The 23,453-nt window shown below is 70.1% G+C and carries 19 protein-coding genes; 8 read left to right on the top strand and 11 right to left on the bottom strand.

The genetic code is table 11. The features are described 5' to 3' along the window. The first annotated feature begins 32 nt into the window (after positions 1-32). The gene (locus ACESK8_RS00685) at positions 33-839 is read left to right on the top strand and encodes an MOSC domain-containing protein (protein WP_372966860.1); all 807 of its coding nucleotides are present in this window, start codon (positions 33-35) and stop codon (positions 837-839) included. 30 nt (positions 840-869) lie between these two features. Here ACESK8_RS00685 and ACESK8_RS00690 read toward each other — a convergent pair whose 3' ends face one another. From ACESK8_RS00690 to purM, 3 genes are read right to left on the bottom strand one after another with little or no spacing between them, the layout of a single operon-like run. Then, positions 870-2,219, bottom strand: a complete 1,350-nt coding sequence (locus ACESK8_RS00690; protein ID WP_372966861.1) for an MFS transporter — start codon at positions 2,217-2,219, stop codon at positions 870-872. Beyond that, on the bottom strand, positions 2,192-3,664 hold the full coding sequence (purF, locus tag ACESK8_RS00695) for an amidophosphoribosyltransferase (RefSeq protein WP_060927079.1): 1,473 nt from the start codon (positions 3,662-3,664) through the stop codon (positions 2,192-2,194). Before purF ends, ACESK8_RS00690 begins: the two co-directional genes overlap by 28 nt. 6 nt (positions 3,665-3,670) lie before the next feature. Continuing rightward, a complete protein-coding gene (purM, locus tag ACESK8_RS00700) occupies positions 3,671-4,801 on the bottom strand; it encodes a phosphoribosylformylglycinamidine cyclo-ligase (RefSeq protein ID WP_372966862.1) in 1,131 nt (376 codons plus the stop codon). Between the two features lie 156 nt (positions 4,802-4,957). Between purM and ACESK8_RS00705 the strand changes: the two genes are divergently transcribed. Both ACESK8_RS00705 and ACESK8_RS00710 read left to right on the top strand, forming a co-directional pair. Next, complete coding sequence (locus ACESK8_RS00705) at positions 4,958-6,565, top strand: FAD-dependent oxidoreductase (RefSeq protein ID WP_372966863.1); 1,608 nt, start codon at positions 4,958-4,960, stop codon at positions 6,563-6,565. Positions 6,566-6,656: 91 nt separating this feature from the next. Then, the gene (locus ACESK8_RS00710) at positions 6,657-7,289 is read left to right on the top strand and encodes a zinc-binding alcohol dehydrogenase (RefSeq protein ID WP_372966864.1); all 633 of its coding nucleotides are present in this window, start codon (positions 6,657-6,659) and stop codon (positions 7,287-7,289) included. Between the two features lie 15 nt (positions 7,290-7,304). Here the strand turns inward: ACESK8_RS00710 and ACESK8_RS00715 are convergent, their stop codons facing one another. Then, entirely contained in the window at positions 7,305-7,619 is a 315-nt protein-coding gene (locus ACESK8_RS00715) for a potassium transporter Trk (RefSeq protein ID WP_372966865.1), read from the bottom strand. A gap of 112 nt (positions 7,620-7,731) precedes the next feature. After that, positions 7,732-11,184 (bottom strand): HtaA domain-containing protein, encoded by a 3,453-nt coding sequence (locus ACESK8_RS00720; protein ID WP_372966866.1) that lies wholly within the window; start codon positions 11,182-11,184, stop codon positions 7,732-7,734. A gap of 161 nt (positions 11,185-11,345) precedes the next feature. On the opposite strand from ACESK8_RS00720, the gene ACESK8_RS00725 reads away from it, so the two are divergent. From ACESK8_RS00725 to ACESK8_RS00735, 3 genes are read left to right on the top strand one after another with little or no spacing between them, the layout of a single operon-like run. Continuing rightward, entirely contained in the window at positions 11,346-12,509 is a 1,164-nt protein-coding gene (locus ACESK8_RS00725) for a hemin ABC transporter substrate-binding protein (protein ID WP_372966867.1), read from the top strand. Then, a complete protein-coding gene (locus tag ACESK8_RS00730; RefSeq protein ID WP_372966868.1) occupies positions 12,506-13,579 on the top strand; it encodes a FecCD family ABC transporter permease in 1,074 nt (357 codons plus the stop codon). Before ACESK8_RS00725 ends, ACESK8_RS00730 begins: the two co-directional genes overlap by 4 nt. Next, on the top strand, positions 13,576-14,388 hold the full coding sequence (locus tag ACESK8_RS00735) for a heme ABC transporter ATP-binding protein (protein ID WP_372966869.1): 813 nt from the start codon (positions 13,576-13,578) through the stop codon (positions 14,386-14,388). Before ACESK8_RS00730 ends, ACESK8_RS00735 begins: the two co-directional genes overlap by 4 nt. Before the next feature lie 80 nt (positions 14,389-14,468). Here ACESK8_RS00735 and ACESK8_RS00740 read toward each other — a convergent pair whose 3' ends face one another. Further along, on the bottom strand, positions 14,469-14,840 hold the full coding sequence (locus ACESK8_RS00740) for a sterol carrier family protein (protein WP_060927072.1): 372 nt from the start codon (positions 14,838-14,840) through the stop codon (positions 14,469-14,471). A gap of 277 nt (positions 14,841-15,117) precedes the next feature. Between ACESK8_RS00740 and ACESK8_RS00745 the strand changes: the two genes are divergently transcribed. Together ACESK8_RS00745 and purD are read left to right on the top strand one after the other, a co-directional pair. Next, complete coding sequence (locus ACESK8_RS00745) at positions 15,118-15,798, top strand: CoA pyrophosphatase (RefSeq protein ID WP_372966870.1); 681 nt, start codon at positions 15,118-15,120, stop codon at positions 15,796-15,798. Between the two features lie 604 nt (positions 15,799-16,402). Continuing rightward, on the top strand, positions 16,403-17,680 hold the full coding sequence (gene purD, locus ACESK8_RS00750) for a phosphoribosylamine--glycine ligase (protein WP_372966871.1): 1,278 nt from the start codon (positions 16,403-16,405) through the stop codon (positions 17,678-17,680). Positions 17,681-18,181: 501 nt separating this feature from the next. Here the strand turns inward: purD and ACESK8_RS00755 are convergent. The 5 genes from ACESK8_RS00755 to ACESK8_RS00775 all read right to left on the bottom strand — a co-directional run bounded on the left by ACESK8_RS00755 (position 18,182) and on the right by ACESK8_RS00775 (position 23,419). Then, positions 18,182-18,910: an amino acid ABC transporter ATP-binding protein gene (locus ACESK8_RS00755; RefSeq protein ID WP_372966872.1), complete on the bottom strand. Its 729-nt coding sequence runs from the start codon at positions 18,908-18,910 to the stop codon at positions 18,182-18,184. Next, the gene (locus tag ACESK8_RS00760; protein ID WP_372966975.1) at positions 18,907-20,322 is read right to left on the bottom strand and encodes an amino acid ABC transporter substrate-binding protein/permease; all 1,416 of its coding nucleotides are present in this window, start codon (positions 20,320-20,322) and stop codon (positions 18,907-18,909) included. Before ACESK8_RS00760 ends, ACESK8_RS00755 begins: the two co-directional genes overlap by 4 nt. 247 nt (positions 20,323-20,569) lie before the next feature. Beyond that, complete coding sequence (locus ACESK8_RS00765) at positions 20,570-21,100, bottom strand: GNAT family N-acetyltransferase (RefSeq protein WP_372966873.1); 531 nt, start codon at positions 21,098-21,100, stop codon at positions 20,570-20,572. Between the two features lie 121 nt (positions 21,101-21,221). Continuing rightward, positions 21,222-22,796: a DHA2 family efflux MFS transporter permease subunit gene (locus ACESK8_RS00770; RefSeq protein ID WP_372966874.1), complete on the bottom strand. Its 1,575-nt coding sequence runs from the start codon at positions 22,794-22,796 to the stop codon at positions 21,222-21,224. Next, the gene (locus ACESK8_RS00775) at positions 22,793-23,419 is read right to left on the bottom strand and encodes a PadR family transcriptional regulator (RefSeq protein WP_372966875.1); all 627 of its coding nucleotides are present in this window, start codon (positions 23,417-23,419) and stop codon (positions 22,793-22,795) included. Before ACESK8_RS00775 ends, ACESK8_RS00770 begins: the two co-directional genes overlap by 4 nt. Positions 23,420-23,453: the final 34 nt, after the last annotated feature.

Genomic DNA, 23,453 nt, shown 5'->3' on the forward strand with positions numbered 1-23,453 from the left:
GAAGACCTTTCCGCACCTGAGAGAATCGGCGCATGCCTCGCGTCACCGCTCTCTACCGCTACCCCATCAAGGGAATGACACCTGAGTCGGTCGACTCTCTGACGGTGCAGCCGGATGGGCGAGTGGCCGGCGACCGCGTGCTCGCGTTCCGCTTCGCCGACGCCGTGACGCCGGAAGACCGCGACGGTCTGGATTACTGGCCCAAGGCGAAAGGCCTCGCGCTGCAGGACTTCCCCTCCGTCGCAGCGCTCCGCACCGCCTACGACGACGACCGGCGTCTGGTGCGGATCGAGCACGCCGGATCGGTTCTCGTCGAGGCGGGACTCGACGACGCAGGGCGGAGGGATCTCGCGGATGCCGTCGCCGACTTCGTCCTGGCGACTCCCGACGGTCGCCGCCTCCGGCGCCCGGGCAGACTCCCCCTCGTCCTGGTCGGCGACGGCACGACGTCGCGGTTCCAGGACCGGGCACGAGGGTACGTCTCGGTGCACAGCCGGGCGAGCGTGGATGCGCTCGGCGACGCCCTACGCCTGGGTATCGATGACCGACGCTTCCGGTCGAACATCGTGATCGACGGCGTGCCCGCGTGGTCCGAACTCGCGTGGACCGGTCGAGTGCAGGTCGGCGCCGTGTCCTTCGAGACCGAAGGTCCCATCGTCCGGTGTCTCGCGACACACGCGAACCCCGACAGCGGCGTGCGGGATGCCAAGGTGCTCACGACGCTGACCGGCGTCGTCGGTCAGAGCGAGCCGACGCTCGGCCGCCTCCTGCTCCCCGCTGCGGAGAGTGCCGTGACGTCCGGAACGATCAGCATCGGGGATGGCATCGTCGCGAGCTGAGCCGACAAGCAGAGAGAACGGCCCCGCCGGTCACCAGCGTCCGTGCCGGCGCTCCCAGTCCTCTTCGATCGTGCGCCGACGGCCGGCGATCCATCCGGCGGGGATGACCGCGATCAGCACGCCCACCAGCAGCCACAGCGGGATCTGCCAGCTGTCCGTCGCGTCGTGCAGGAGCCCGATCAGCAGCGGGAACACCGCCGCGACCGCATAGCCGATGCTCTGCACGAAGCCACTGAGCGCGACAGCGCTCTCCGGTGTGCGGGCACGGATGCTCAGCAGCACGAGTGCGAGCGGGAACAGTCCGGGGGCGAGGCCGAAGAACACCACCCAGAGCGGCAGTCCGACGGTCGGCAGGAACAGGAATCCGGCGAGGCCGATCAGGCCGCAGGCGATCGCGACGAAGAAGACCGGCCGGGTCGCCTGGAAGCGCACGATCAGGATCGGCACGAGCAGCGAGCAGGGGAGACCCATCAGGCCGAAGAGCGACAGCATCAGACCGGCGTTCGCGGGGGTCACGCCGCCGACGTCGATCAGGATGGTCGGCAGCCAGGCGAACGACACGTACGCGAGCGTGGAGGAGGCCGCGAACACCAGCGCGATCGCCCACGCCATCGGCAGCCTCCACAGCCGACCGAACACCCGGGGGTTCGCCGGAGCGGTGGAGATCGGACCCGTCGCGACGAAGGCGTCATCGTCGGCGGTCGCGTCGCCTGCGACGTCATCCGGTGCGGCCCCGGGGAGATCGGCGCTCCTGGTGGGTGCTGCGGCGACGGCATCCGCGCGGTTCGTGACCAGCATCGTGACCCAGGGCACGAGTGCGATCGCGGCGAAGACGCCCCACAGCCCCAGCGAGACCCGCCAGCCCGCCGAGTCGGCGAGCGGCACGGCGACCAGCGGCGGCACGAAGGTCGACACCGCCATGGTGGTCGAGTACACCGTCATCATCAGGCCGAGACGATCGGCGAAGTACTTCTTCACCAGCGGAGGCAGCAGCACGTTGCCGGAGCCCACGCCCGCGAACACGACGGCGGTCGCGGCGAGCAGCGACGTCGAGTCGCCCGCGAGGCTGCGCAGCAGGAGTCCGGCCGCGATCAGGGCGATCGCGACGACGGCCACCCGCTCCAGCCCGAAGCGCCGCTCGAACAGCGGCGTGAGCAGACCGAACACGGCGAAGCAGACCGGCGGTGCGGCACCGATCAGTCCGACCACCACGGAGGAGACCGGGAAATCCTCGGCCACATGATCCAGCACCGGCGACAGGGATGCCACGGCGGAGCGGAGCGAGAAGGCGACCAGCACGATGCCGATCAGCGCCAGCGCGCGTCCTCGCCAGAGCGGCTGCGCCCCCGAGGTCACGAGGTCTGCGACCCCTCCACCCACGCGAGGTACTCGTCGCTGACGGTGCCGGTGACGTACCGGCCGTCGAAGCAGCTCATGTCGAGGTCGCTGAGCACAGATCCCTCGGTGATCGCGGCCTTGAGGTCCTCGACCTCCTGGTACACGAGGTGGTCGCAGCCCAGTTCCTCGGCGATCTCGGGGATCGTCCGGCCGTGGGCGATCAGCTCGTGGCGGGAGGGCATGTTGATGCCGTAGACATGCGGATGCCGCACGGGCGGCGCCGCCGAGGCGAACGTGACGGAGGTGGCACCGGCATCCCTGGCCATCTGGATGATCTGCTTCGAGGTCGTGCCGCGCACGATCGAGTCGTCGATCAGGAGCACGTTCTTGCCCTGGAACTCCGTCGACATGGCGTTGAGCTTCTGGCGCACGCTCTTCTTGCGCACCGCCTGCCCCGGCATGATGAACGTGCGACCCACGTAGCGGTTCTTGTAGAAGCCCTCGCGGTACTCGATGCCCAGCTTGCGGGCGACCTCCATCGCCGCGGGGCGCGCCGAGTCCGGGATCGGCATGACGACGTCGATCTTGTCCATCGGCACGTGCTTGGCGATGGTGTCGGCGAGCCGGTCGCCCATGCGCAGCCGCGACTCGTACACGGAGACGCCGTTCATGACCGAGTCGGGACGAGCGAGGTAGACGTACTCGAACGCGCACGGCGCGAGCGTGGCATCCTTCGCGCACTGGCGGCTGTGCAGCTCGCCCTCGTTCGTGATGAAGATCGCCTCGCCGGGCTCGACCTCGCGGACGACCTCGTAGTCGGCGTTCTCGAGCACGAGCGACTCGCTGGTCACGACCCACTCGTCACGGCCTTCGGCACCGGCGACGGTCGAGGGGCGGCGCCCGAGGATCAGCGGACGGATGCCGAACGGATCCCGGAACGCGAGCAGACCGTAGCCGGCGATCACCGCGATGACCGCGTACGCGCCCTCGATGCGCTCGTGTGTGCGCTCGACGGCCTCGAAGATGCGCTCGGAGTCGAGATCGACGGTCGAGGTGGTGTTCTGCAGCTCGCCGGCGAGGACGTTCAGCAGCAACTCGGTGTCGCTCGAGGAGTTGAGGTGACGGCGGTCGCGCTTGGCCATGTCGGCCGTGAGCTCACGCGTGTTGGTGAGGTTGCCGTTGTGGATGAGGATGATGCCGTAGGGCGCGTTCACGTAGAACGGCTGCATCTCCTCCTCGTTCGAGGCCGTGCCCTTGGTCGCGTAGCGCACGTGACCGAGTCCGACGTTGCCGAGCAGCGCGCGCATGTCGCGGGTGCGGAACGCCTCGCGCACCATGCCCTGCGCCTTGGCGTTGTGCATCACACCGTTCGCCTCAGCGGTGGCGATGCCTGTCGCATCCTGACCGCGGTGCTGCAGCAGCAGGAGTGCGTCGTAGATGTCCTGATTGACCGGGGCAGAGCCCACCATTCCGACGATGCCGCACATGGACTCTTACTTCGCTCCGTCCGCGTAGGCGCCGACCAGGCGCACCGCTCCACCGTCGACGCCCTTGGCGCCCTGTTCGAACTCTCCTGCCGGACGTGCGCCGAAGCCCACCGTGCCGACCTGCCACGCCGGCATGCCCTCGGCCTCGAGGGCCGCGATCGCGGCATCCTTCGTCTCCGCCGAGATCACCGCGAGGAATCCGATGCCGAGGTTCCAGGTGCCCTCGGCGGATTCGAGCGTCGACCCGGCGATGTCGCTGAGCACCCGGAAGACCGGGCTCGGCGACCAGGTGCTGCGGTCGACCTCGGCCCAGCTGCCCTGCGGGAGCACACGGGCGAGGTTCGCCGCGATGCCGCCGCCGGTGACGTGGCTGAGGGAGTGGACGCCGCCCGCTCCTGTCGCACCGCCGAGCTTCTCGATGAGACGCAGCAGCGGCAGCGTGTAGAGGCGCGTCGGCTCGAGGAGGGCCTCTCCCCAGGTCTTGCCGAAGTCGGCGGCGTTGTCGCCGTATCCGATGCCGGCGTTCGTCACGATGTGGCGCACGAGGGAGTAGCCGTTGGAGTGGAGTCCGCTGGATGCGACCGCCAGCACGACATCGCCGTCCTGCACGCGGTCGGCACCGAGGATGCCGTCGGCCTCGACCACGCCGGTCGCGGCTCCTGCGACGTCGTAGTCGCGCGGGCCGAGCAGACCGGGGTGCTCTGCCGTCTCGCCGCCGACGAGGGCTGTGCCCGTGGCGGAGCACGCCTCGGCGATGCCCCGCACGATGTCGGCGATGCGCTGCGGGAAGACCTTGCCGCAGGCGATGTAGTCGGTCATGAAGAGCGGCCTCGCCCCCACGACGACGATGTCGTCGACGACCATGCCGACCAGATCCTGGCCGATCGTGTCGTGCTTGTCGATGGCCTGCGCGATGGCGACCTTCGTGCCGACGCCGTCGGTGCTCGTCGCCAGCAGCGGGCGACGGAAGTCGCGCAGCGCACTCGCGTCGAACAGTCCGGCGAATCCGCCGACACCGCCCAGCACTTCAGGGCCGTGCGTCGCGCGCACGGAGGACTTCATCAGCTCGACGGCGAGATCGCCTGCAGCGGTATCGACGCCGGCTTCGGAATAGGGATTGGTGGGGGAGGCAGCCACCCCTCCAGCCTACCGCCCGGCAGGTGCGGGGTCTCACCAGGAGTCCCGGTCCTGGTCCATGGACAGATGAGCCCCGGCGGAGCACACTGGCGGTGAGACACGACCCCCGGAGGTTCCATGCCCGATCGTCCGCCGACAGCCGCCTCTGATCCCGTGATGTCGCCGACGCTGACGGACGAGCAGTGGGAACGACTCGTCTCGGCCGGGACCGCGGAGGACGTCGCGGTCGGCGACTACGTCTTCCGCACGGGCGAGTCGGGCTACGACCTGATCGCGATCGAATCCGGCGAGGTCGAGATCGTCCGCGACGCCCTGCGCTGGGTCGACGAGGCGGTCATCACGACGATGGGCCCGCGCACCTTCGCCGGCGAGCTGGGACTGCTCAACGGCCAGGGAGCGTTCCTCTCCGCCCGGGTCACGAAGCCGGGGCGCGTGCACCGCGTCACTCGGGCGGGACTGCGCACGCTCATGAACGAGGACGACGCCCTGTGCGACCTCATCCTCCACGCACTGTGGGCACGGCGGGAGTCGCTGCGCACGGGGCCGGCCGCCATGACGCTCAAGTTCGTCGGCACGACGACGTCGAGCGACTTCCTGGCGCTGCGCCGTTTCGCCGAGCGCCTGGACCTCGTGCACAAGGCCGTGGCGCTGCCGCCCGATGACCTCGGGACGCTCGACACGCAGGAGATCACCATCGCCGACCTCCCCGTCGCCTTCATCCAGGGAGAGCCGCTGAAGCGCGCGACCCCCGGGCTGGTCGCCGAGCGTCTCGGCCTCAGCTATCACGCGCAGGCCGACGAGATCGTCGACCTCGTCGTGGTCGGCGGAGGGCCGGCAGGTCTCGCGGCGGCGATCTACGGCGCCTCGGAGGGGTTGAGCACGGTCCTGCTGGACGCGGTGGCACCGGGCGGCCAGGCGGCGGCTACCTCGCGCATCGAGAACTTCCTCGGCTTCCCGTTCGGAGTGAGCGGCGAAGACCTGATCGGCCAGGCCATCCTGCAGGCGCTGAAGTTCGGGGTGCGGGTGTACGCGCCGTGCGAGGCCGTGGGGCTCACCCGCGTCGCGGCCGACCTGCTCGACGTCGCGCTCTCGGACGGCCGCCTCATTCGGGCGCGGAGCGTCATCGTCACCTCCGGTGCCGCGTACCGCCGCCTCGAACTGGATCGCTGGCAGGACTTCGAGCGCTCCGGCGTGTACTACGCGGCGACGCCGCTCGAGCTCCGCCAGGTGCAGGGCAAGCCCGTGGTGGTGGTGGGCGGGGCGAACTCCGCGGGCCAGGCGGCGCTCTATCTCGCCGCCCACGGCTCTCCGGTGCACCTGGTGGTGCGGGGCGACCACCTCGGCTCCCGGATGTCGAGCTACCTGGCGGACCGTCTGGCCGACGACTCCCGCGTGCGGGTGCACACCTCGTCGAACGTGGTCGCCCTCGACGGTGACGACACGCTGCGCTCGGTGCGCATCGACAGCGTCGGGGACGTGGATGCCCGCGGGTTGTTCTGCTTCATCGGGGCGACGCCGGCGACCTCCTGGCTGCCGACACTCGACCGGGACGCCGAGGGCTTCATCCGCACGGGCACGGACGTCGCAGTGCAGACCCTCGACCAGTGGCAGGGCCTCGGTCGCGAACCACTGCCCTTCGAGACGTCGGCCCCGCGAGTGTTCGCTGCCGGGGATGTGCGGCGCGGATCGATGAAGCGGGTCGCCGCCGCCGTCGGCGAGGGATCCAGCGCGGTGGCGTCCGTCCACCGCGCCCTGGCGTTCTGAGGGGTTGGACACGGCTCGCTCGGTCGCGGATCCGCCGCCCGACCTGGACTGGCACTGCCCCGATGACCGGAGCGTCTCCTACGATGGGGCCATGGCCGACAAGCCGCAGTGGTTGATTCGCGAAGACGCCAGCGTCCCGGTGCTCGTCGCGCTCGCACTGCGGCAATCGCTCGGCATCCGGGCCCCTGAGGACCTGCCCAGCCTGCGAGACCTGCCCGTCAGAGCACCGGATGCCGCCGAGGTGACGCCCGAGCTCGAGAAGCAGTGGCGCGACTACTGGGACATGACGGTCGAGCCGCGAGCGCATCCATCGGGGGTCCCGCTGGAGCTGATCGACGGCTTCGACACGCTGGTCGCGCTGCCGGCCACCGGAGCGGAGGAACTGGCTGAGGCGATCGCGCCGCACGCAGCATCCGCCATGCATTTCGCCCGCGTCGCGCATGACCGCTACGTGTCGTCGATCCGCAGCTCGATGGCGAGCAGGTCGGGCGGCGGGACGATCGGCGGCGAGGCCTACCGGGCGTACGCCAGCGCGATCGCCGAGTTCGAGCGGGAGATCGGCCGGCGCGCGCACTCGTTCGAGCTGAACGTGCAGGTGCTGCCGTTCTCGCAGCGCGGCATCTGGTGGATCGGCGCCCTCACGGTCGCGGTGACCGACGGGCTGCGTCGTGACGTCGTGTCGTTCGACGCGGCGATCCGGCCGATCATCGCCGAACTGGCGTGACGTCGGGCGGCGGGGTCAGTCGCGCTCGATGATGGTCTCGTGCTCGACCCTGACGACGTGGTCGTGCCGACGCGCGGCCCGCTCGAGGATGAGGGCCACGATGCTCGCGAGGGCGAAGCCGATCGGCACGGTCCACAGCAGCAGGAACCCGAACACCTGACCGGGCGGGTAGACGACGTTGACGGCCTCGGACGGCTCATAGCTGCCCACCATCGTCAGGATGCCGGCGGCGATGATCCCGAGCACGACGCCGATGGCCATGAACACGCCGAAGCGCGGCACGCGACGGACCGTCGCCTCGACCGTCTGGGAGGAATCGTGGGAGGACATGCATCCATTCTCCCACCGTTGGCCGCAGCTCGCTCCCCCCGTCTGCACAGCGCACCGCCCTTCTCGCAGCTACGAGGAGGGCGGTGCGGGGAGGGCGGTGCGGTCCTGCGGGTCAGACCTCGGTCGCGAACTCGCTCGACTCGTCGCCCCGAGCGCCGCGTGCGGTGCGGCGGCCGATCAGCACGCCGCCTCCCACGCCCAGCGCCACGAACAGCAGTCCGCCGACGATCCACGGCCAGATCGGCGCACCGTCCGGCACGGTCGCTGCCGTGACGGATGCCGCAGCCGCCGTGCCCTCCGACTCGTCGGCGTCATCCGCGGGGGCGGTGACGCCGCACGCGGAATCGACAGGGAGTACCGCAGTGAGGGGATCCAGCTCCTCGCCTGCGGCATAGGTGCCGAAGGCCGCTGCTCCCGCCTCGGTGAGTGTGGTTCCGACCTCGTCGAGCGAGAGGCTGCCGTCGACGACGGCGGCATCCGCCAGATCGAACTCGGCGAGACGCACGCCCTTCTGGTCGACGCTCTGCCCGTCCTGCGTCGTGCCGAGCACGTCGAACACGATGTACCCGGTGTCGCCGGCGAGTTCGAGCCGCGCGTTGGCGAGCGTCGTGTCGAGCGCGCCGCCGTGACCGGTGAACCGGATGCTGCCGCCGAAGGTGACGAGCCCCGTGCGCGTCTCGTCGTCGAACGAGCCGGTGCCGCCGGTCCACACGTAGTCGGGGTAGTCGTAGGTGACGTCCGTGAGGGTCCAGCCGCCGGCGGCGATGCCCTCGATGTAGGTGCGGAACGATTCCTTGTACCCCCACTGGAGCGTGGCGCCCTCGACCGTGCAGGCGCCGAGCGCCGCCGTCTGCCTGGTCAGAGTGAACGCCAGACCGCGGTCGACGGACCCCTGCAGGGTCAGCGTGTGGGCGCCGTCCTCGAGCCCTGCGGGCAGCGTGCCCGTCCAGGTCGCGACGCCTGCGGCATCCGCGGTCACGGTGTCGAGCAGCACGGGCGTGGAGTACACCACGACCCGGATGCCGGTCTCGTTCGGCTCGAATCCGGATGCCGTGAACGTCGCCGACCGTCCAGACTGCAGCGCCGCGAGCTCGCTCTCGGCGATCACGATGCCGTGGGTCGCCGGGGGCGTCGACGGAATCTCCCGCTTGGTCTTCACGACCGCGGCCGCCACCGTGCCGGTGGTGCCGGAGGGCGCTGCCGCGACCGATCCGATCGTGAACGAGACGGGGTCGAGGTTCGTCGAGAAGCCCGAGAGCACCGTGTCGCGACCGGCCGCCGTGAGGCTGGCCGGGGCCGCAGCGTATGTGACCGCTCCGTTGGCCTTCACGACGGAGGCCTTCGAGAGATCGAGCGTCGCGAACGGGACGGTCGCACGCGCGTGCGTCACGGAGAGGGTCGCCGACTGTGCGGAGGTGATGCGGATCTGCGGGTTCGAGACCGTGACGTCGAGCACGCCGCCGTGCCCGGTGAAGCGCACCGCCCCGCGATAGACGACGCTGCCGAGTCCGCTCGCGCGGTCGTAGTCGCCGCCGACGGTCTGCCCGAACTGGAACCGTCCGCCCGACCGGGTCGCGCCGCCGGACACGTCGATCGCGCCCTTCGCGATGTCGCCGACCACATACTCCGTGAACGACGTCGAGATGCCCCACCGCAGGAGGCCGCCGGGCACGGTGGCCGCGGGCTTGGCGGGTGTCGTGGGCTTCGTCGGAGGCTTCGGAGTCTCCGGCTTCTTGCCCGTGATCGCGTCCCACTGCGCGGGGGTGACGGCCACCGTCGATCGGGCGTAGATCGTGCCGGCGTTCGGCATCGTGTGCTGCTGCCAGGCGATGACCTCGTAGGTCTTGGTGCGCTCCAGGGTGTCGGCCGGGGCCGTCAGGTCGACGCTGAAGGCGCCACCGGTGATGCCGCGAACGTACTGCATCGCGAGGAACCCACCCCCGGCGGTGACGTCCGCCTCGGTGCCCTTCTCGATCAGGGCGACGTAGGCGCCCGTGACGGCGCCGAGATCGGTGCCTGCCGCCGCGACCGTCAGCCCGCCGGCCGCGGTGGCGGACTTCACCGTCGTCGTGACGGCGGGTACGGGGGCGGGCAGGAGAGCGTTCCATTGGGCGTCGCTGATCGCGACCGTCGAACGGGCGTAGATCGTGCCGGCGTTCGGCATCGTGTGCTGCTGCCAGGCGATGACCTCGTAGGTCTTGGTGCGATCCAGGGTGTCGGCCGACGCGGTCAAGTCGACGGTGAAAGCTCCACCGGTGATGCCGCGAACGTACTGCATCGCGAGGAATCCGCCACCGGCGGTGACCTCAGTCTCCGTCCCCTTCTCGATCAGGGCGACGTAGGCCCCGGTGACGCTGCCGAGCTTCGCGCCCGCCGCCGTGACGGTCAGGCCGTCGGCTGCGGTGGCCGCTGTGACGGTCGCGGTCAGGGTCGGGGTCGGGCCGTAGGCGAGCGGGACGCTCTTCTCCTGCGCGGCGTTGGTGACGCCGCCGGCGCCGTACGTGTAGATGCCGTAGGAGCCGGGGGTGGCTGCGGCATCCTTCAGCGTCAGCGTCGCCTGGAAGGTGCCGTCGGCCGCGATGTCGACCCACTGCCCGCGGATCGCGGCCTGGTACTGCGCCGGAACCTGGTTGAGCACGGTCTCGGACAGCGCCCAGGCCTGCGCGCCGACCGAGCGGGTCGAGCTCGCGGCTCCCGACGAGGGCTGCCAGGTGGCGGCGAAGTTGCCGAACACGACGTACGTGCCCTGCGGGAGGTTCGCCGGGATCGGCACCCCTCGTCCGCCCACGTTCGCGGTCGGGTCATAGCCGGAGCCCTTCACGACGACCTTGTCGCCCGCCTTCAGAGGAGTCGTTCCCACGGGCGTCGAGCCATCGGCCAGGAACACCGCGATCGACGGCTCGGTCGGCTCTTCGGTGCCCGGGTCCGTGCCGGGGTCCGTGCCGGGGTCCGTGCCGGGGTCAGTTCCAGGGTCGGTTCCGGGGTCCGTTCCAGGGTCCGTTCCAGGATCGGTTCCGGGGTCCGTTCCAGGGTCCGTGCCGGGGTCAGTTCCGGGGTCCGTACCGGGGTCCGTTCCAGGGTCGGTCGGCGCCGCTCCGAAGACCGAGTCCCACTGAGGGCCGGAGACCGCGACGTCGCCGCGGGCGTAGATCGTCTCCGCGTTCGGGATGGAGTGCTGCTGCCAGATCAGCACCTCGTACACCTGGGTGCGGTCGAGCGAGCCGGCCGGCGCGGTCAGGGTGAAGGAGGTCGCTCCGGCGGTCACCGCCGGGAACGGCTGCGCGAACGCGGCGTATCCGCCACCCGGACCGGACAGCCCGCTCTCGGTGCCCTTCACGATGAGTGCCGCGTAGACGCTCGGGACGCCGGGGAGACCGGTCGCCTCGACCTGCACGGTGAGACCCGCGCTGCCTGCCGACGTGACCGAGGCTGTGACGGAGCCGTCGGCCGCGTGCGCCGGCGGGACGATCACCGCGCCGGCCGCGACCAGGAGGAACGAGAGGAAGGCGGCGAGCAGCACGCGTATGCGGCGACTCTCCGTGGGTGCTGAGGCTGTGGCGTTCACGATTCTCCAGGCACCGGGCACGCAGAGCAGACGCGCGCCGGCGGTGCCGCTGTGCAGTCGGGCGAAGGGGTGAGTATTGGTTAGGCTTGGCTAAGTAAGCCGCTCTCTCGACCATAGGGGCGACGTCGAGAGCGAGTCAAGTTTTAGGATAGCCTTGCCTAATGCGTCGCCTCCCCGCCGTCTTCCTCTCCGCCGTGCTCGCGGCGGCCCTGGCGGGCTGCGCGGGTCCTGCTGCGACCGGATCGCCCCCGGCGGCGAGTGCCGCGGAGAGCTGCCCGCAGGCATCCGTCCCCCTCGCCGACCTCGATCTCGTGGACGACGTCCGCGCAGTGACCGGCGGCTCCACGGCCTGCCTGTCGAGCCAGGCGATCGACCCCGTGGACGACGACAGCGCCCCCCAGCTGCCGGTCACCGTCACCGACAGCGAAGGTCGTACGGTCGAGATCACCGATGTCGACCGCATCCTGCCCATCGACATCTCGGGCACCATCGCCTCGACCGTCTTCGCTCTCGGGCTCGGCGATCAGGTCGTCGGACGCGATTCATCCACCGGGTTCGCCGGCACAGAGGACCTGCCCGTGGTCACGAAGACCGGGCACACGCTCAACGCCGAGGCGATCCTGGAACTCGCGCCCACGGTCATCCTCACCGACACCACGATCGGGCCGAAGGAGATCCGCCAGCAGCTGCGCGACGCCGGCATCGCGATCGTCGTGATCTCGAGCGACCGACGCCTCGACACCACGGATGAGCTGGTCACCGAGATCGCCACCGCGCTGGGGGTCCCCCGCCGCGGTGCCGCACTGATCGAGCGCCTCGACGCCGACCTCGAGACGACACGGGCCGAGATCGCCCAGGTCGTGCCGGCCGACGTCGAGGACAGAGCGCGGATGCTCTTCCTCTATGTGCGCGGCAACGCCAACATCTACTACATCTTCGGCGAGGACTCCGGCGCTGATTCCCTCATCGACGCGGTCGGCGGAGTCGACGTCGCCGCCGAGATCGGGTGGGAGGGGATGAAGCCGATGACCGCCGAAGCGCTCGTCGCCGCGAAGCCCGATGTTCTCGTCATGATGACCGACGGGCTCGAGTCCGTCGACGGGATCGACGGGCTCATCGAGCGCATCCCGGCGATCGCGGAGACGCCGGCAGGCGCCCACCGTCGCGTCATCGACATGGCCGACAGCGAGATCCTGAGCTTCGGTCCGCGCTCGGCCGACGTGATCGCCGCCATCGCTCGCGCCCTCTACGCGCCGGCATCCGGCTCGGCGTCCGGCTCTGCCTCCGACCCCGCGCCCTCCGAGCCCTCCGAGCCCGCGACGTGAGCGGCGAGGTCGTCACCCGCGTGCCGACCCGGCACCGCGGGCTCCGCTTCACGCTCGTCGTGGCCGGTCTGACGGTCGCGCTCCTCGCGACCTGCATCCTCTCGATCACGAGCGGGCAGTACTCGCTCTCCCCGACCGACCTGATCGGCGTGCTACTGCGCGGGATCGGCATCGACACCGCCTGGGCTCCCGCCGAGGCGACCGATTACGGCGTGATCTACAACCTGCGCCTCCCCCGACTGGTGCTCGGCCTGCTCGTCGGAGCCGCTCTCGCCGTCTCGGGCGTGCTCATGCAGGCGATCTTCGGCAACCCGCTGGCGGATGCCGGAGTCGTCGGCGTCTCCTCGGGCGCGGCGCTCGGAGCGGCCGCGAGCATCACCCTCGGCCTGGCCTCGTTCGGCATGTGGACGACACCCGCCTTCGCGTTCCTGGGCGGACTCGCCGCCGTGCTCGCTGTCTACTTCATCAGTCGATCCGGTGGACGCACCGAAGTCGTCACGCTGCTGCTGACGGGCATCGCGATCAATGCGATCGCCGGCGCCGGGATGGCGTTCCTGACCTTCCTCGGCACGACGTCGACCCGCGAGCAGATCGTGTTCTGGCAGCTCGGATCACTGAACGGAGCGCTCTGGTCGAACGTCGCGCTGGTCGCCCCGCTCGTCGCGATCGGCGTCGTCATCGCCCTGGTCGTCTCCGCACAGCTCGACCTCTTCGCCCTCGGCGAGCGCACCGCCCGACACCTCGGGGTCCCCGTCGAGCTGCTGCGGATGGTCGTGATCGTCACCGTCGCGGTGCTCGTCTGCGCGGCCGTGGCCTTCGCCGGGATCATCGGGTTCGCGGGGCTCGTGGTGCCGCACCTCATGCGCATGCTGATCGGACCCGCCCACCTGCCGCTCATGATCGCCTCGGCTCTCGGCGGAGCACTCCTGATCGCGGTCGCCGACCTCGTCGCCCGCACTGCCGTGCCGCTCGCCGACCTCCCCATCGGCATGATCACCTCCCTGGTGGGCGGCCCGTTCTTCCTGTGGCTGCTGGTGCGCACGCGACGCAGGTCGGGAGGATGGGCATGAGCGGCGAGCGCGCAGCGACGCGGATGCAGGCGACCGGCGTCACCGTGCTCGTCGGCGGCGGGCGCGCGATCCTCGACGACGCGTCCATCGAGATCAGGGCAGGTGAGATCCACGCGCTCGTCGGACCCAACGGTGCCGGCAAGTCGACCCTGTTCGGGGTCTTGTCCGGCGACGTGATCCCTCGCTCGGGGGAGGTCGTGCTCGATGGGGCGCCGATCGGCGGCATCCGTCCCGCGGCACTGGCGCGCGCGAGGGCGGTGCTGCTGCAGGAGAACGCGGTGTCCTTCCCCTTCACCGTCGAGCAGGTCGTGCGCATGGGGCGCGCGCCGTGGGCGCGCACCGGTGCTGCGGCCGATGACGACGAGATCGTCGCGGCGGCGATGGAGGCGACCGAGGTGCAGGGGCTGGCCTCCCGTGCGGTCACCTCGCTGTCCGGCGGCGAGCGGGCCAGGGTCGCGCTCGCGCGAGTGATCGCGCAGAGCACCGGCATCCTGCTTTTGGACGAGCCGACGGCCGCGCTCGACCTGAAGCACCATGAGGACGTCATGCGGCTGATCCGCGGCCAGGCGGATGCCGGCATGGCCGTCGCCATCGTGCTGCACGACCTCAACGCGGCGCTGGCCCACGCCGATCGGGTCACACTCCTGTCGGAGGGGCGGGTCGCCGCCACGGGAGCGCCGTCGGAGGTGCTCACCGCCGGGCGGATCGAAGCCGTCTACGGTCAGGCCGTCGACGTGTTCCCGCATCCGGCCACCGGGGTGCCGCTCGTGGTGGCTCGGCGCGGCTCTGCTTTCGCACCGCTCGGCTGACCGGTTCGGGGGCCGGGCTGCGCCGTCCGACTGATCCGATCCCGGGACGGATCGCGTCGTCCTGCGGGCGTCACCCGGGGTCAGGGGCGCAGCGGCAGTACGGCGGCCAGATCGGCGCGGGTGCCGGAGGCGCTGACGCGGCCGGAGGTGGCGGCATCCGTCCAGTGCTCGGTTCCTGTGGCCACGGCGATCCAGGTCGCGGCATCCATCTCCACCACGTTCGGAGGAGTGCCGCGGGTATGGCGGGGACCCTGGATCACCTGCACGGCACCGAACGGCGGCACTCGCACCTCGACGCTGTTGCCCGGAGCCTTCTCGTCGAGCAGCTGCAGCAGGTAGCGCACAGCGGTCGCGAGCGCGGTGCGCGGTGGCTTCTCGCCGGCGGCATCCGCTCGTCGCACCACGTCGAGAGCGGCCCGGCCGTCGACGATGTCGATCTTCCTCGGGGGCATGGGATCCAGGGTACGCGCGCCGGTCGCCGGCGGGTGGCGGTGTGGTGCGGTGGGCGGCGGTGGCGGTAGGCCGGTGGCCGTAGGCCGGTGGCGGTAGCCCGACTGCGGTGTGCGGCTGCGGTGGGCGGCTCCGGTGTGCGGTTCCCCCGGCGACGTACGGCCCCGAAGGCGATGTGCTCTTGCGAAGGCCGAATCCCCCGCATCCTGCCTTCGCACGCGCATTTCGACGGCGCAGGCGCACGCCGCGCCCCCGGTCCACAGGCATAGGCTCAGGGTGATGAGCCAGAATCCCGAGACACTGCACGGAGCGCGAGCCGAACTGCTCGCCGCCGCCGGGCGCCGAGAGAGCTGGGCGCGGCCCTTTCCTCCGGTGGTCGGGACGGCGCATGCGGCATCCGTCCTCGTCCTGTTCGGACGCCTCGACAGCAAGCCGGCTCAGACCGACGAGCTGACCGTCGCGGCCGACCTCGACGTGCTGCTGCAGCGACGTGCGGCGACCCTGTCATCGCATCCTGGGCAGGTCTCCTTTCCCGGCGGCAGACGCGAGGATGCCGACGCGGATGCCGTCGCCACCGCCCTGCGCGAGGCCGAAGAGGAGACCGGACTCGATCCGGCAGGTGTCGAGATCCTGGCGACGCTCGATGAGCTGCCCCTCGCGGCGAGCAATCACGTCGTGACTCCCGTGCTCGCCTGGTGGCGGTCGCCGTCTCGCGTCGCGGCGGTCGACCACGCCGAGACGGTCGACGTGTTCCGGGTGCCGGTGGCGCAACTGCTCGATCCGGCCCGCCGATTCACGTCGACGATCCACCGGATGGGTCGCACCTGGCGCGGCCCTGCCTTCGACATCGACGGCACGATCGTGTGGGGGTTCACCGCGATGGTGCTCGATGCCCTGTTCGATGCGACCGGGTGGACCCTCCCCTGGGATCCGTCTGTCGAGCGGCCGATCGAGCTCTGACCCGGTCTCCTCGACGTCCCGGTCTCCGGGTCTCCCCGGTTTCCCGTTCACAACTCAGCACCGATGCGGGCGGCGGTCCTGCATAAGCCCCAGAACCACCCCCGGCGCAGTTCTGTGCTGAATTCTGAACCCGCTCCGGTGCAGAACTCCCCGGCGACGGCGCGTGCCTGGCCGGCAAGTGCCCCACCGGCTGCCCGCAGCGCGCCGAACTTCACGCCCGACTCTCCTCTGCTTCTGCTCCACAACTCCGGAGATCCGGCCACCGATGGACGCGCAGCGACCGATCCTGCCCACAACCAGTCCAGTTCTCCGGAGTTATGAACCGCCGCACGGCGAGAACCCGTCGGCAACCCGTCGGGCACCCACCCGCAACCCGCCCGGATGCCCAGCCCGGATGCCCAGCTCTCACCGAAACCCACGCCCGACTCTCCGCTGCTTCTGCTCCACAACTCCGGAGATCTTGCCACCGATGGACGCACAGCGCCCGATCTGCGCGCAACCAGTCCAGTTCTCCGGAGTTATGAACCGCCGCGCGGCGAGAACCCGCCGGGCACCCGTCGGCAACCCGCCGAAACCCGCGCCCGCGCGTCGGTAGTCTGGACAGGTGAAGATCCTCGTCCTCGGTTCCGGTGCCCGTGAGCACGCGATCATCCTCGCCCTGCGAGCAGAGCAGGCGGAGCACGAGATCATCGTCGCCCCCGGCAACGCCGGCATGGCGCAGGATGCCACCCCCGTCATCCTCGACATGCTCGACGGGGCTGCTGTCACCGCCTTCGCGAACGAGCACGCCGTCGACCTCGTCGTCGTCGGGCCCGAGGCCCCCCTGGTCGCCGGAGTGGCGGACGTGCTGCGCGCCCACGGGATCCCCGTGTTCGGACCCGGCAAGGCGGCGGCGCAACTCGAGGGATCCAAGTCGTTCGCCAAGCGGATCATGGATGCCGCGGGCGTACCCACCGGCCGCGCTGTGCGCGCCACCACCGTCGCCGAGGTCGAGGCCGCGTTCGACGAGCTCGGTGCCCCTCATGTGGTGAAGGCCGACGGACTCGCGGCGGGGAAGGGCGTCGTCGTGACCTCCGACCGCGCCGAGGCACTCGTGCACGCCGAGCAGTACCTGCCCTCAGGTCCGGTGCTCATCGAGGAGTTCCTGTCGGGCCCCGAGGTGTCGCTGTTCTTCCTGAGCGACGGCGACACGGTACGTGCCCTGAGTCCCGCCCAGGACTTCAAGCGCGCATTCGACGGTGACGAAGGACCCAACACCGGCGGCATGGGCGCCTACTCGCCGCTGCCCTGGCTCGCCGACCAGTTCGGCAGCGAGAAGGCGTTCGTCGACGAGGTCACCCGCGACGTCGCCCTGCCGGTGATCCGCCAGCTCGACGGCGAGGGCACCCCGTTCATCGGCCTGCTCTACGCGGGGCTCATCCTCACTCCCGCCGGTGTCCGCGTGATCGAGTTCAACGCCCGCTTCGGCGACCCCGAGACTCAGATCGTCCTGCCGCGACTCGTGACCCCACTGTCGGGACTGCTGTTCGCCGCGGCATCCGGCACCCTCGAGGATCAGCCGGACCCGGTCTTCAGCGACGACGTCGCCATCACCGTCGTGCTCGCAAGCGAGGGCTACCCCGAGGCGCCGCAGACGGGTCGTCCGATCGAGGGGCTCGCCGATGCGGCCGCGATCGAGGGCGTCCGTCTCGTGCATGCGGCGACGGCAAGCCCGGATGCTCCGGGAGGCTCTCTCGTCGCCACGGGCGGTCGTGTGCTGAACGTCGTGGCCGTGGCATCCGACTTCCGCACCGCGCGCGACCGCGCCTATCAGGCCATCGGACGCATCACGCTCGAGGGGTCGCACTTCCGCACCGATATCGCCGCTCGCGTCGCCGAATAGCCCGCCGCCCCCGGCCCGGCATCGCCCTTCACCGGGCACAGCTTCGGATTCCACGCGCGCCGCGCCGCAGCATCCGCCCCTCCCCTGGCGCGCCGCGCCGCATCTCCGAAGTTGTGCGCACCGGACGGGACATCAGACCCGCCGCCCCCGGCGTCGCCCTTCACCGGGCACAGCTTCGGATCCCGCGCGCGCCACGCCGCAGCATCCGCCCCTCACCCGGCGAGCCGCGCCGCATCTCCGAAGTTGTGCGCACTGGACGGAACATCAGACCCGACACACCCGACCAACCACACCCTTCACCGGGCACAGCTTCGGATTGCGGCCTCGCCACGCCGCAGCATCCGCCCCTCACCCGGCGAGCCTCGCCGCATCTCCGAAGCTGTGCGCAGCAGACGGGACACCACACCGGGACACCACACCGGGACACCGCACCGGGACACCACACCCTCCCGGCACGACGAAGGCCCCACCCGAACCGGATGGGGGCCTTCGACACAACCGTCAGAGCACCTTCGAGAGGAAGTCCTTCAGGCGCTCGTTCTTGGGGGCACCGAACAGCTCGGCCGGCGGCGCCTCCTCGACGACGACGCCGGCATCCATGAAGACGGTGCGACCCGAGACCTCGCGCGCGAAGCCCATCTCGTGGGTCACGAGCACCATCGTCATTCCGCCGGACGCGAGGTCGCGGATGACCTGCAGCACCTCGCCCACCATCTCGGGGTCGAGGGCGCTGGTGGCCTCGTCGAACAGCATGATCTCGGGATCCATGGCGAGCGCGCGGGCGATCGCGACGCGCTGCTTCTGGCCACCGGAGAGGGATGCCGGCCTCGCGTCCGCCTTCTCGGCGAGGCCGACGCGATCGAGCAGCGCCAGCGCGCGCTCCTTCGCGTGAGCCTTCGACAGCTTGCCGAGCTCCACGGGGGCGAGCGTGATGTTCTCGAGCACGGTCATGTGCGGGAACAGGTTGAAGTGCTGGAACACCATGCCGATCCGCTGGCGCACCTCGTCGAGCTTCACGCTCTTGTCGGTGAGGTCGACGCCGTCGACGATCACATGTCCGGACGTCGGCTCCTCGAGCTTGTTGAGGCAGCGCAGCAGGGTCGACTTGCCCGAACCCGACGGTCCGATGACCGCGACGACCTCGCCGTCCTCCACCGTGAGATCGATGCCCTTGAGCACGTGGTTGTCGCCGAACGACTTGTGCAGGTCCCTGACCTCGATCTTGCTCATGCGTTGAACTTCCTCTCCAGGCGGTTCGCGAGCAGCGTCAGCAGCGTGATCACGACGAAGTAGATGATGGCGACGATCGTCAGCACCTGAGCAGACAGGTAGGTCGAGGCGATGATCTGACGCGACACGAAAGTGAGCTCGGCGAGGCCGATGACGCTGATCAGCGACGTGTCCTTGAGGGTGATGATGCCCTGGTTCACGAACGACGGGATCATGATGCGGAACGCCTGCGGCAGCACGACCTTGCGCATGGTCTTCCAGTGTCCGAGGCCCAGCGAGCGCGACGCCTCCGCCTGACCGGGGTCGACGGCCTGGATGCCACCGCGGATGATCTCGGTCATGTAGGCGCCGGTGTTCAGCGAGAGCGTGATGGCTCCGGCGACGAACGGGTTGAACGTCAGACCCGGAAACAGCTGCGGGATGGCGAAGAAGACGAAGAACGCCTGCACCAGGATCGGGGTGCCGCGGAAGACGTAGACGTACGCTGTGGCCACCCAGCGGAACGGCGCGAAGGCCGAGACGCGTCCGAAGCCGAAGATGAGGCCGAGGATGAACGCGGCGACGATCGCGACGAGCGTCGCGAGGATGGTGAGCCACAGACCCTCCATCAGCGCGGGCCAGTACTTGACCGCGACCGAGAAGATGTCCGTCGCCTGCGTCGACTCCTCGCCGCCGGACAGGTAGCTGTCGACGATCTTGTCGTACTCGCCCGATTCCTGCAGGTTGGCGAGACCCTCGTTGAACATCTCGACCAGCTCGGGGTTCTGCCCCTTGTTGACGGCGAAGCCGTACTCGCCGCCGAGCTCGGGGTCGCCGATCAGACGGAAGCCGGACCCCTGCTGGATCCCGTAGGCGAGCACCGGGAAGTCTTCGAAGTAGCCGACGGCCTGGCCGGCCTTGACGGCATCCACCATGTCGGTGGTGTCCTGGTACGGGGTGATGCGGAAGCCGAACTCGTCCTGGTTCTCCTCGGCGAAGGTCTGGCCCTGGGTGCCGGTCTTCACGGCGACGGCCTCGCCGTCGAGGTCGTCGAGCGACTCGATGTCGCTGGACTCGAGCACGCCGAGCTGGATGCCGCTGGTGAAGTACGGGTCGCTGAAGTCGAACGTCTTCTGGCGCTCCTCGGTGATCGACATGCCGGCCATGACCGCGTCGACCTGGTTGGCCTGCAGTGCCTGCACAGCCGCGTCGAACCCGAGCTGGCGGATCTCGACCTCGAAGCCCTGGTCCTTCGCGATCGCTCGCAGCAGGTCCATGTCGATACCGACGAGGTCGCCGTTCGCGTCGGTGAACTCGAACGGCGCGAACGTCGTGTCAGTGCCGATCACGTAGGTCTCGCTGTCGACGGCCGCGGTGGCGGCGGATGCGCCGCCGAGCAGGCTGCCGGCCGCGACGAGCGCCGTGAGCGCCATCGCCCCGACGGTGCGTCCGAGCGTGCGCAGGCGCGCAGACGCAGAGGTGGGATGTGGGATCACGACGGATGCTCCTCGGATCGGATGGGCGGCAGGATGCTGCCACCGGGACGGTCGTCGACCATCCAGCCTAACCGCGACGGCGCGTCGGCCGTGCTCGCGCCGGGCCCTCGGGCCGGCCCACGCGGGCGGTCGGACAGGCCCACGCGGTCGGACAGGCCGACCGGCGGCCGGGTGGGTCAGAGGATCAGAGGGTGATCCAGTACCGGCGCAGCATCGCGTGGCCCCGGGCGGACTGGTCGCTGACATCCTGCAGCACGCCGTCGGCCCCTTCGATGGTCCGGTACGAGCCGATGTTGTCGTCGTCGCAGGTGACCAGCACCCGGTCGAGTCCGATCTCGCGTGCGCGCTCGAGTCCGAGCCGCAGGGCCGCCGAGGCATATCCCCGACGTCGCCGCGATTCCCGCACCGAGTATCCGATGTGTCCGCCCGCTTCGCGCAGCCACTCATTGAGGTCGTGGCGGAACGACAGGAATCCGACGACCTCGCCGTCGTCGACGACCCAGTAGAGGTCGTTGTGCACGGCGTCGTCAGGCAGTTCCGCCGTCGTGTCGGCGAGCAGCGCCGCCTTCTCGATCAGAGCGTCGAGTGTGGCGCGATCCGGGGTGACCGGCGCCTGCAGACCCGACCCGTCGATGTGGCCTTCGCCGAACTCGGCGACCGCCTCCGCCCAGCTGTCGAAGAGGTCGGTCGTGGGCCTGGTGAGCTCGATCGTCATCGCCCGATGAGATCACACCGACCGGCGCTGTCGCAAACCGGGCCTTCCGCACGGTCGTGCGGAAGGCCCGGGTCGCGTCAACGCCGAGTCAGCGAAGAGGCAGCGCCGAGTCAGCGGCGGGTCACGCCGCGGGTGCCGGAGCCTCCGCGGGGGCGGATGCCGCGGCATCCGCCTTGTCGTACCGACCGAGGAAGAGCGATGCGACGAGCGCGACGACCACCACGCAAGCGGGAAGCAGGATCGCCTGCGACATGCCGGCGGCGAAGCCCTCGGCGACCTCCGGCGGCAGCGAGCCGCCGCTGATGCCGGACGGCGCGTCGGACAGCCCTGGCAGGTTCGCCTCGAGACGCGACTGCATGAACGTCGCGATGGATGCCGAGCCGATGACCGATCCGATCGTGCGAGTGGTGTTGTAGATGCCGGCGCCGGCGCCGGCCTGGCGAGGCGGCAGTTTGCGGGTGGCGGTGGTCGCCAGCGGCCCCCACATCCCTGCGTTTCCGATGCCCATGAGGGCCGAGGGGAGCAGGAACATCCAGATCGGGGTGTCCATGTTGATCAGCGCCGAGTACCAGATGAGGGCGACGACGACGCACAGGAGGCCGGGGATGAGGATGATGCGCGGGTCGACGCGGTCGAGCAGCTTGCCGGCGAAGGGGGCCAGCACGCCCGACAGCACCGCCATCGGGATGAGGAGCAGCGCCGCCTCGGTCGGGGTGAGGCCCCGCGCGGTCTGCAGGAAGAACATCATGGGCAGCGACATGCTGGTCACCGTGAAGCCGACGGCCGCGATCGCGACGTTGGCGCCCGAGAAGTTGCGGTCGCGGAACAGCGCGAGCGGCACGAGCGCCTCGCTCCGGGTGCGCGCCTGCTGGACGATGAAGAGGGCGAGCACGACGAGTCCGGTGATGATGAGGCCCCACACCGAGATCGGTCCCCAGATCACGCCCCAGTCGAACTTCTCCCCCTCCTGCAGTCCGAAGACCAGCAGGAACAGGGCGACGGCGCTGAGGATGACGCCCAGGATGTCGAAGCGGTGCGGGCTGGTCTGCAGCTTCGGCACCAGCCGCCAGGCGAGCACGAACGCGACGATCCCGACGGGGATGTTGACGAAGAAGATCCACTCCCAGCCGAACCCGTCGACGAGCAGACCGCCGACGAGCGGTCCGACCAGAGTCGCGACGCCCGCGGTGGCACCCCAGAGCCCCATCGCGGCGCCCCGACGCTCGGGCGGGAAGGTGCGGGTGATCACGGCCATCGTCTGCGGGGTCATGAACGCGGCCCCGAGGCCCTGCACGGCGCGGGCCGCGATCAGCATCTCGAGCGAGTTCGACAGACCGCACCAGAGCGAGGCGAGCGTGAAGATCGCGAGTCCGATGAGGTAGATGTTCTTCGGGCCGAAGCGGTCGCCGAGGCGGCCCGTGATCAGCAGCGGCACCGCGTAGGCGAGCAGGTAGGCGCTGGTGACCCACACGACGTTGTCGAGATTGTTGGTGGTCGGGTCGAGGGCGGCCTTGATCGCCGGGTTCGCCACCGAGACGATCGTCGTGTCTACGAGGATCATGAAGAACCCGATGACCAGCGCCCAGAGCGCCGGCCAGGGGCTCGCCGGGCGATGCCCTGCGGCGAAGGTCCCGGTCGAGGGACCGGAAGAGGCGGATGCCGGGGGCCGGCCGTCCGTCCGAGAGGAATCGGTCATTGCTGTGCAGCCTTTCGCTGTGCGCGGTAGCGGTCTGAGTATTCGAAGGCGTCGGGCCCCCAGGGGAAGGCCTCGGAGTCGAGGCGATCGAGGAGCGAGTCGAGCCAGCGCAGCTCGGCCTCGAGCAGCACCTCCTGGCGCTCGAACTCGACGAGCACCTGCTCGGGCACGTTCTTGTGCCGAGCCCTGGTCAGCCCGTCGCGGTGCAAGGCGTGCGCCTCATCGAGGGCGTCGCGACGCACCCGCAGATTCTCGATCACGTCGCGGCGTTCGAGGTTGTGGGCCTCTGCGAGCGCGATCCGGAACTCCGTCGGCCGATCGATGCTCGACAGCTCGCGGCGCAGCCAGCGGAGCAGCGCATCCTTGCCGGCATCCGTCAGCGTGTAGGTGGTGCGCTCGGGGCGGTTGCCTTCGCGATCGATGCCGACCTCATCGAGGAGACCCGACCGCTGGAGGCGTCCGACCGTGTGATAGAGCGTGCCGTTGGTGATGGAGAGCAGGCGCTCGTCGCGGCGGGCGCGCATCAGCCGCACCATCTCATACGGATGCATGTCACCCTCGCTCAGCAGCGCGAGCACCATGACCCCCATCGGGGTCAGGCGGTCGGTGGTGTCGTTGGGCACGCGCATCCCCTCTCAAATAGTCCATGTGGACTAT

This window comes from Microbacterium sp. (assembly GCF_041641055.1).
Taxonomy (GTDB): domain Bacteria; phylum Actinomycetota; class Actinomycetes; order Actinomycetales; family Microbacteriaceae; genus Microbacterium.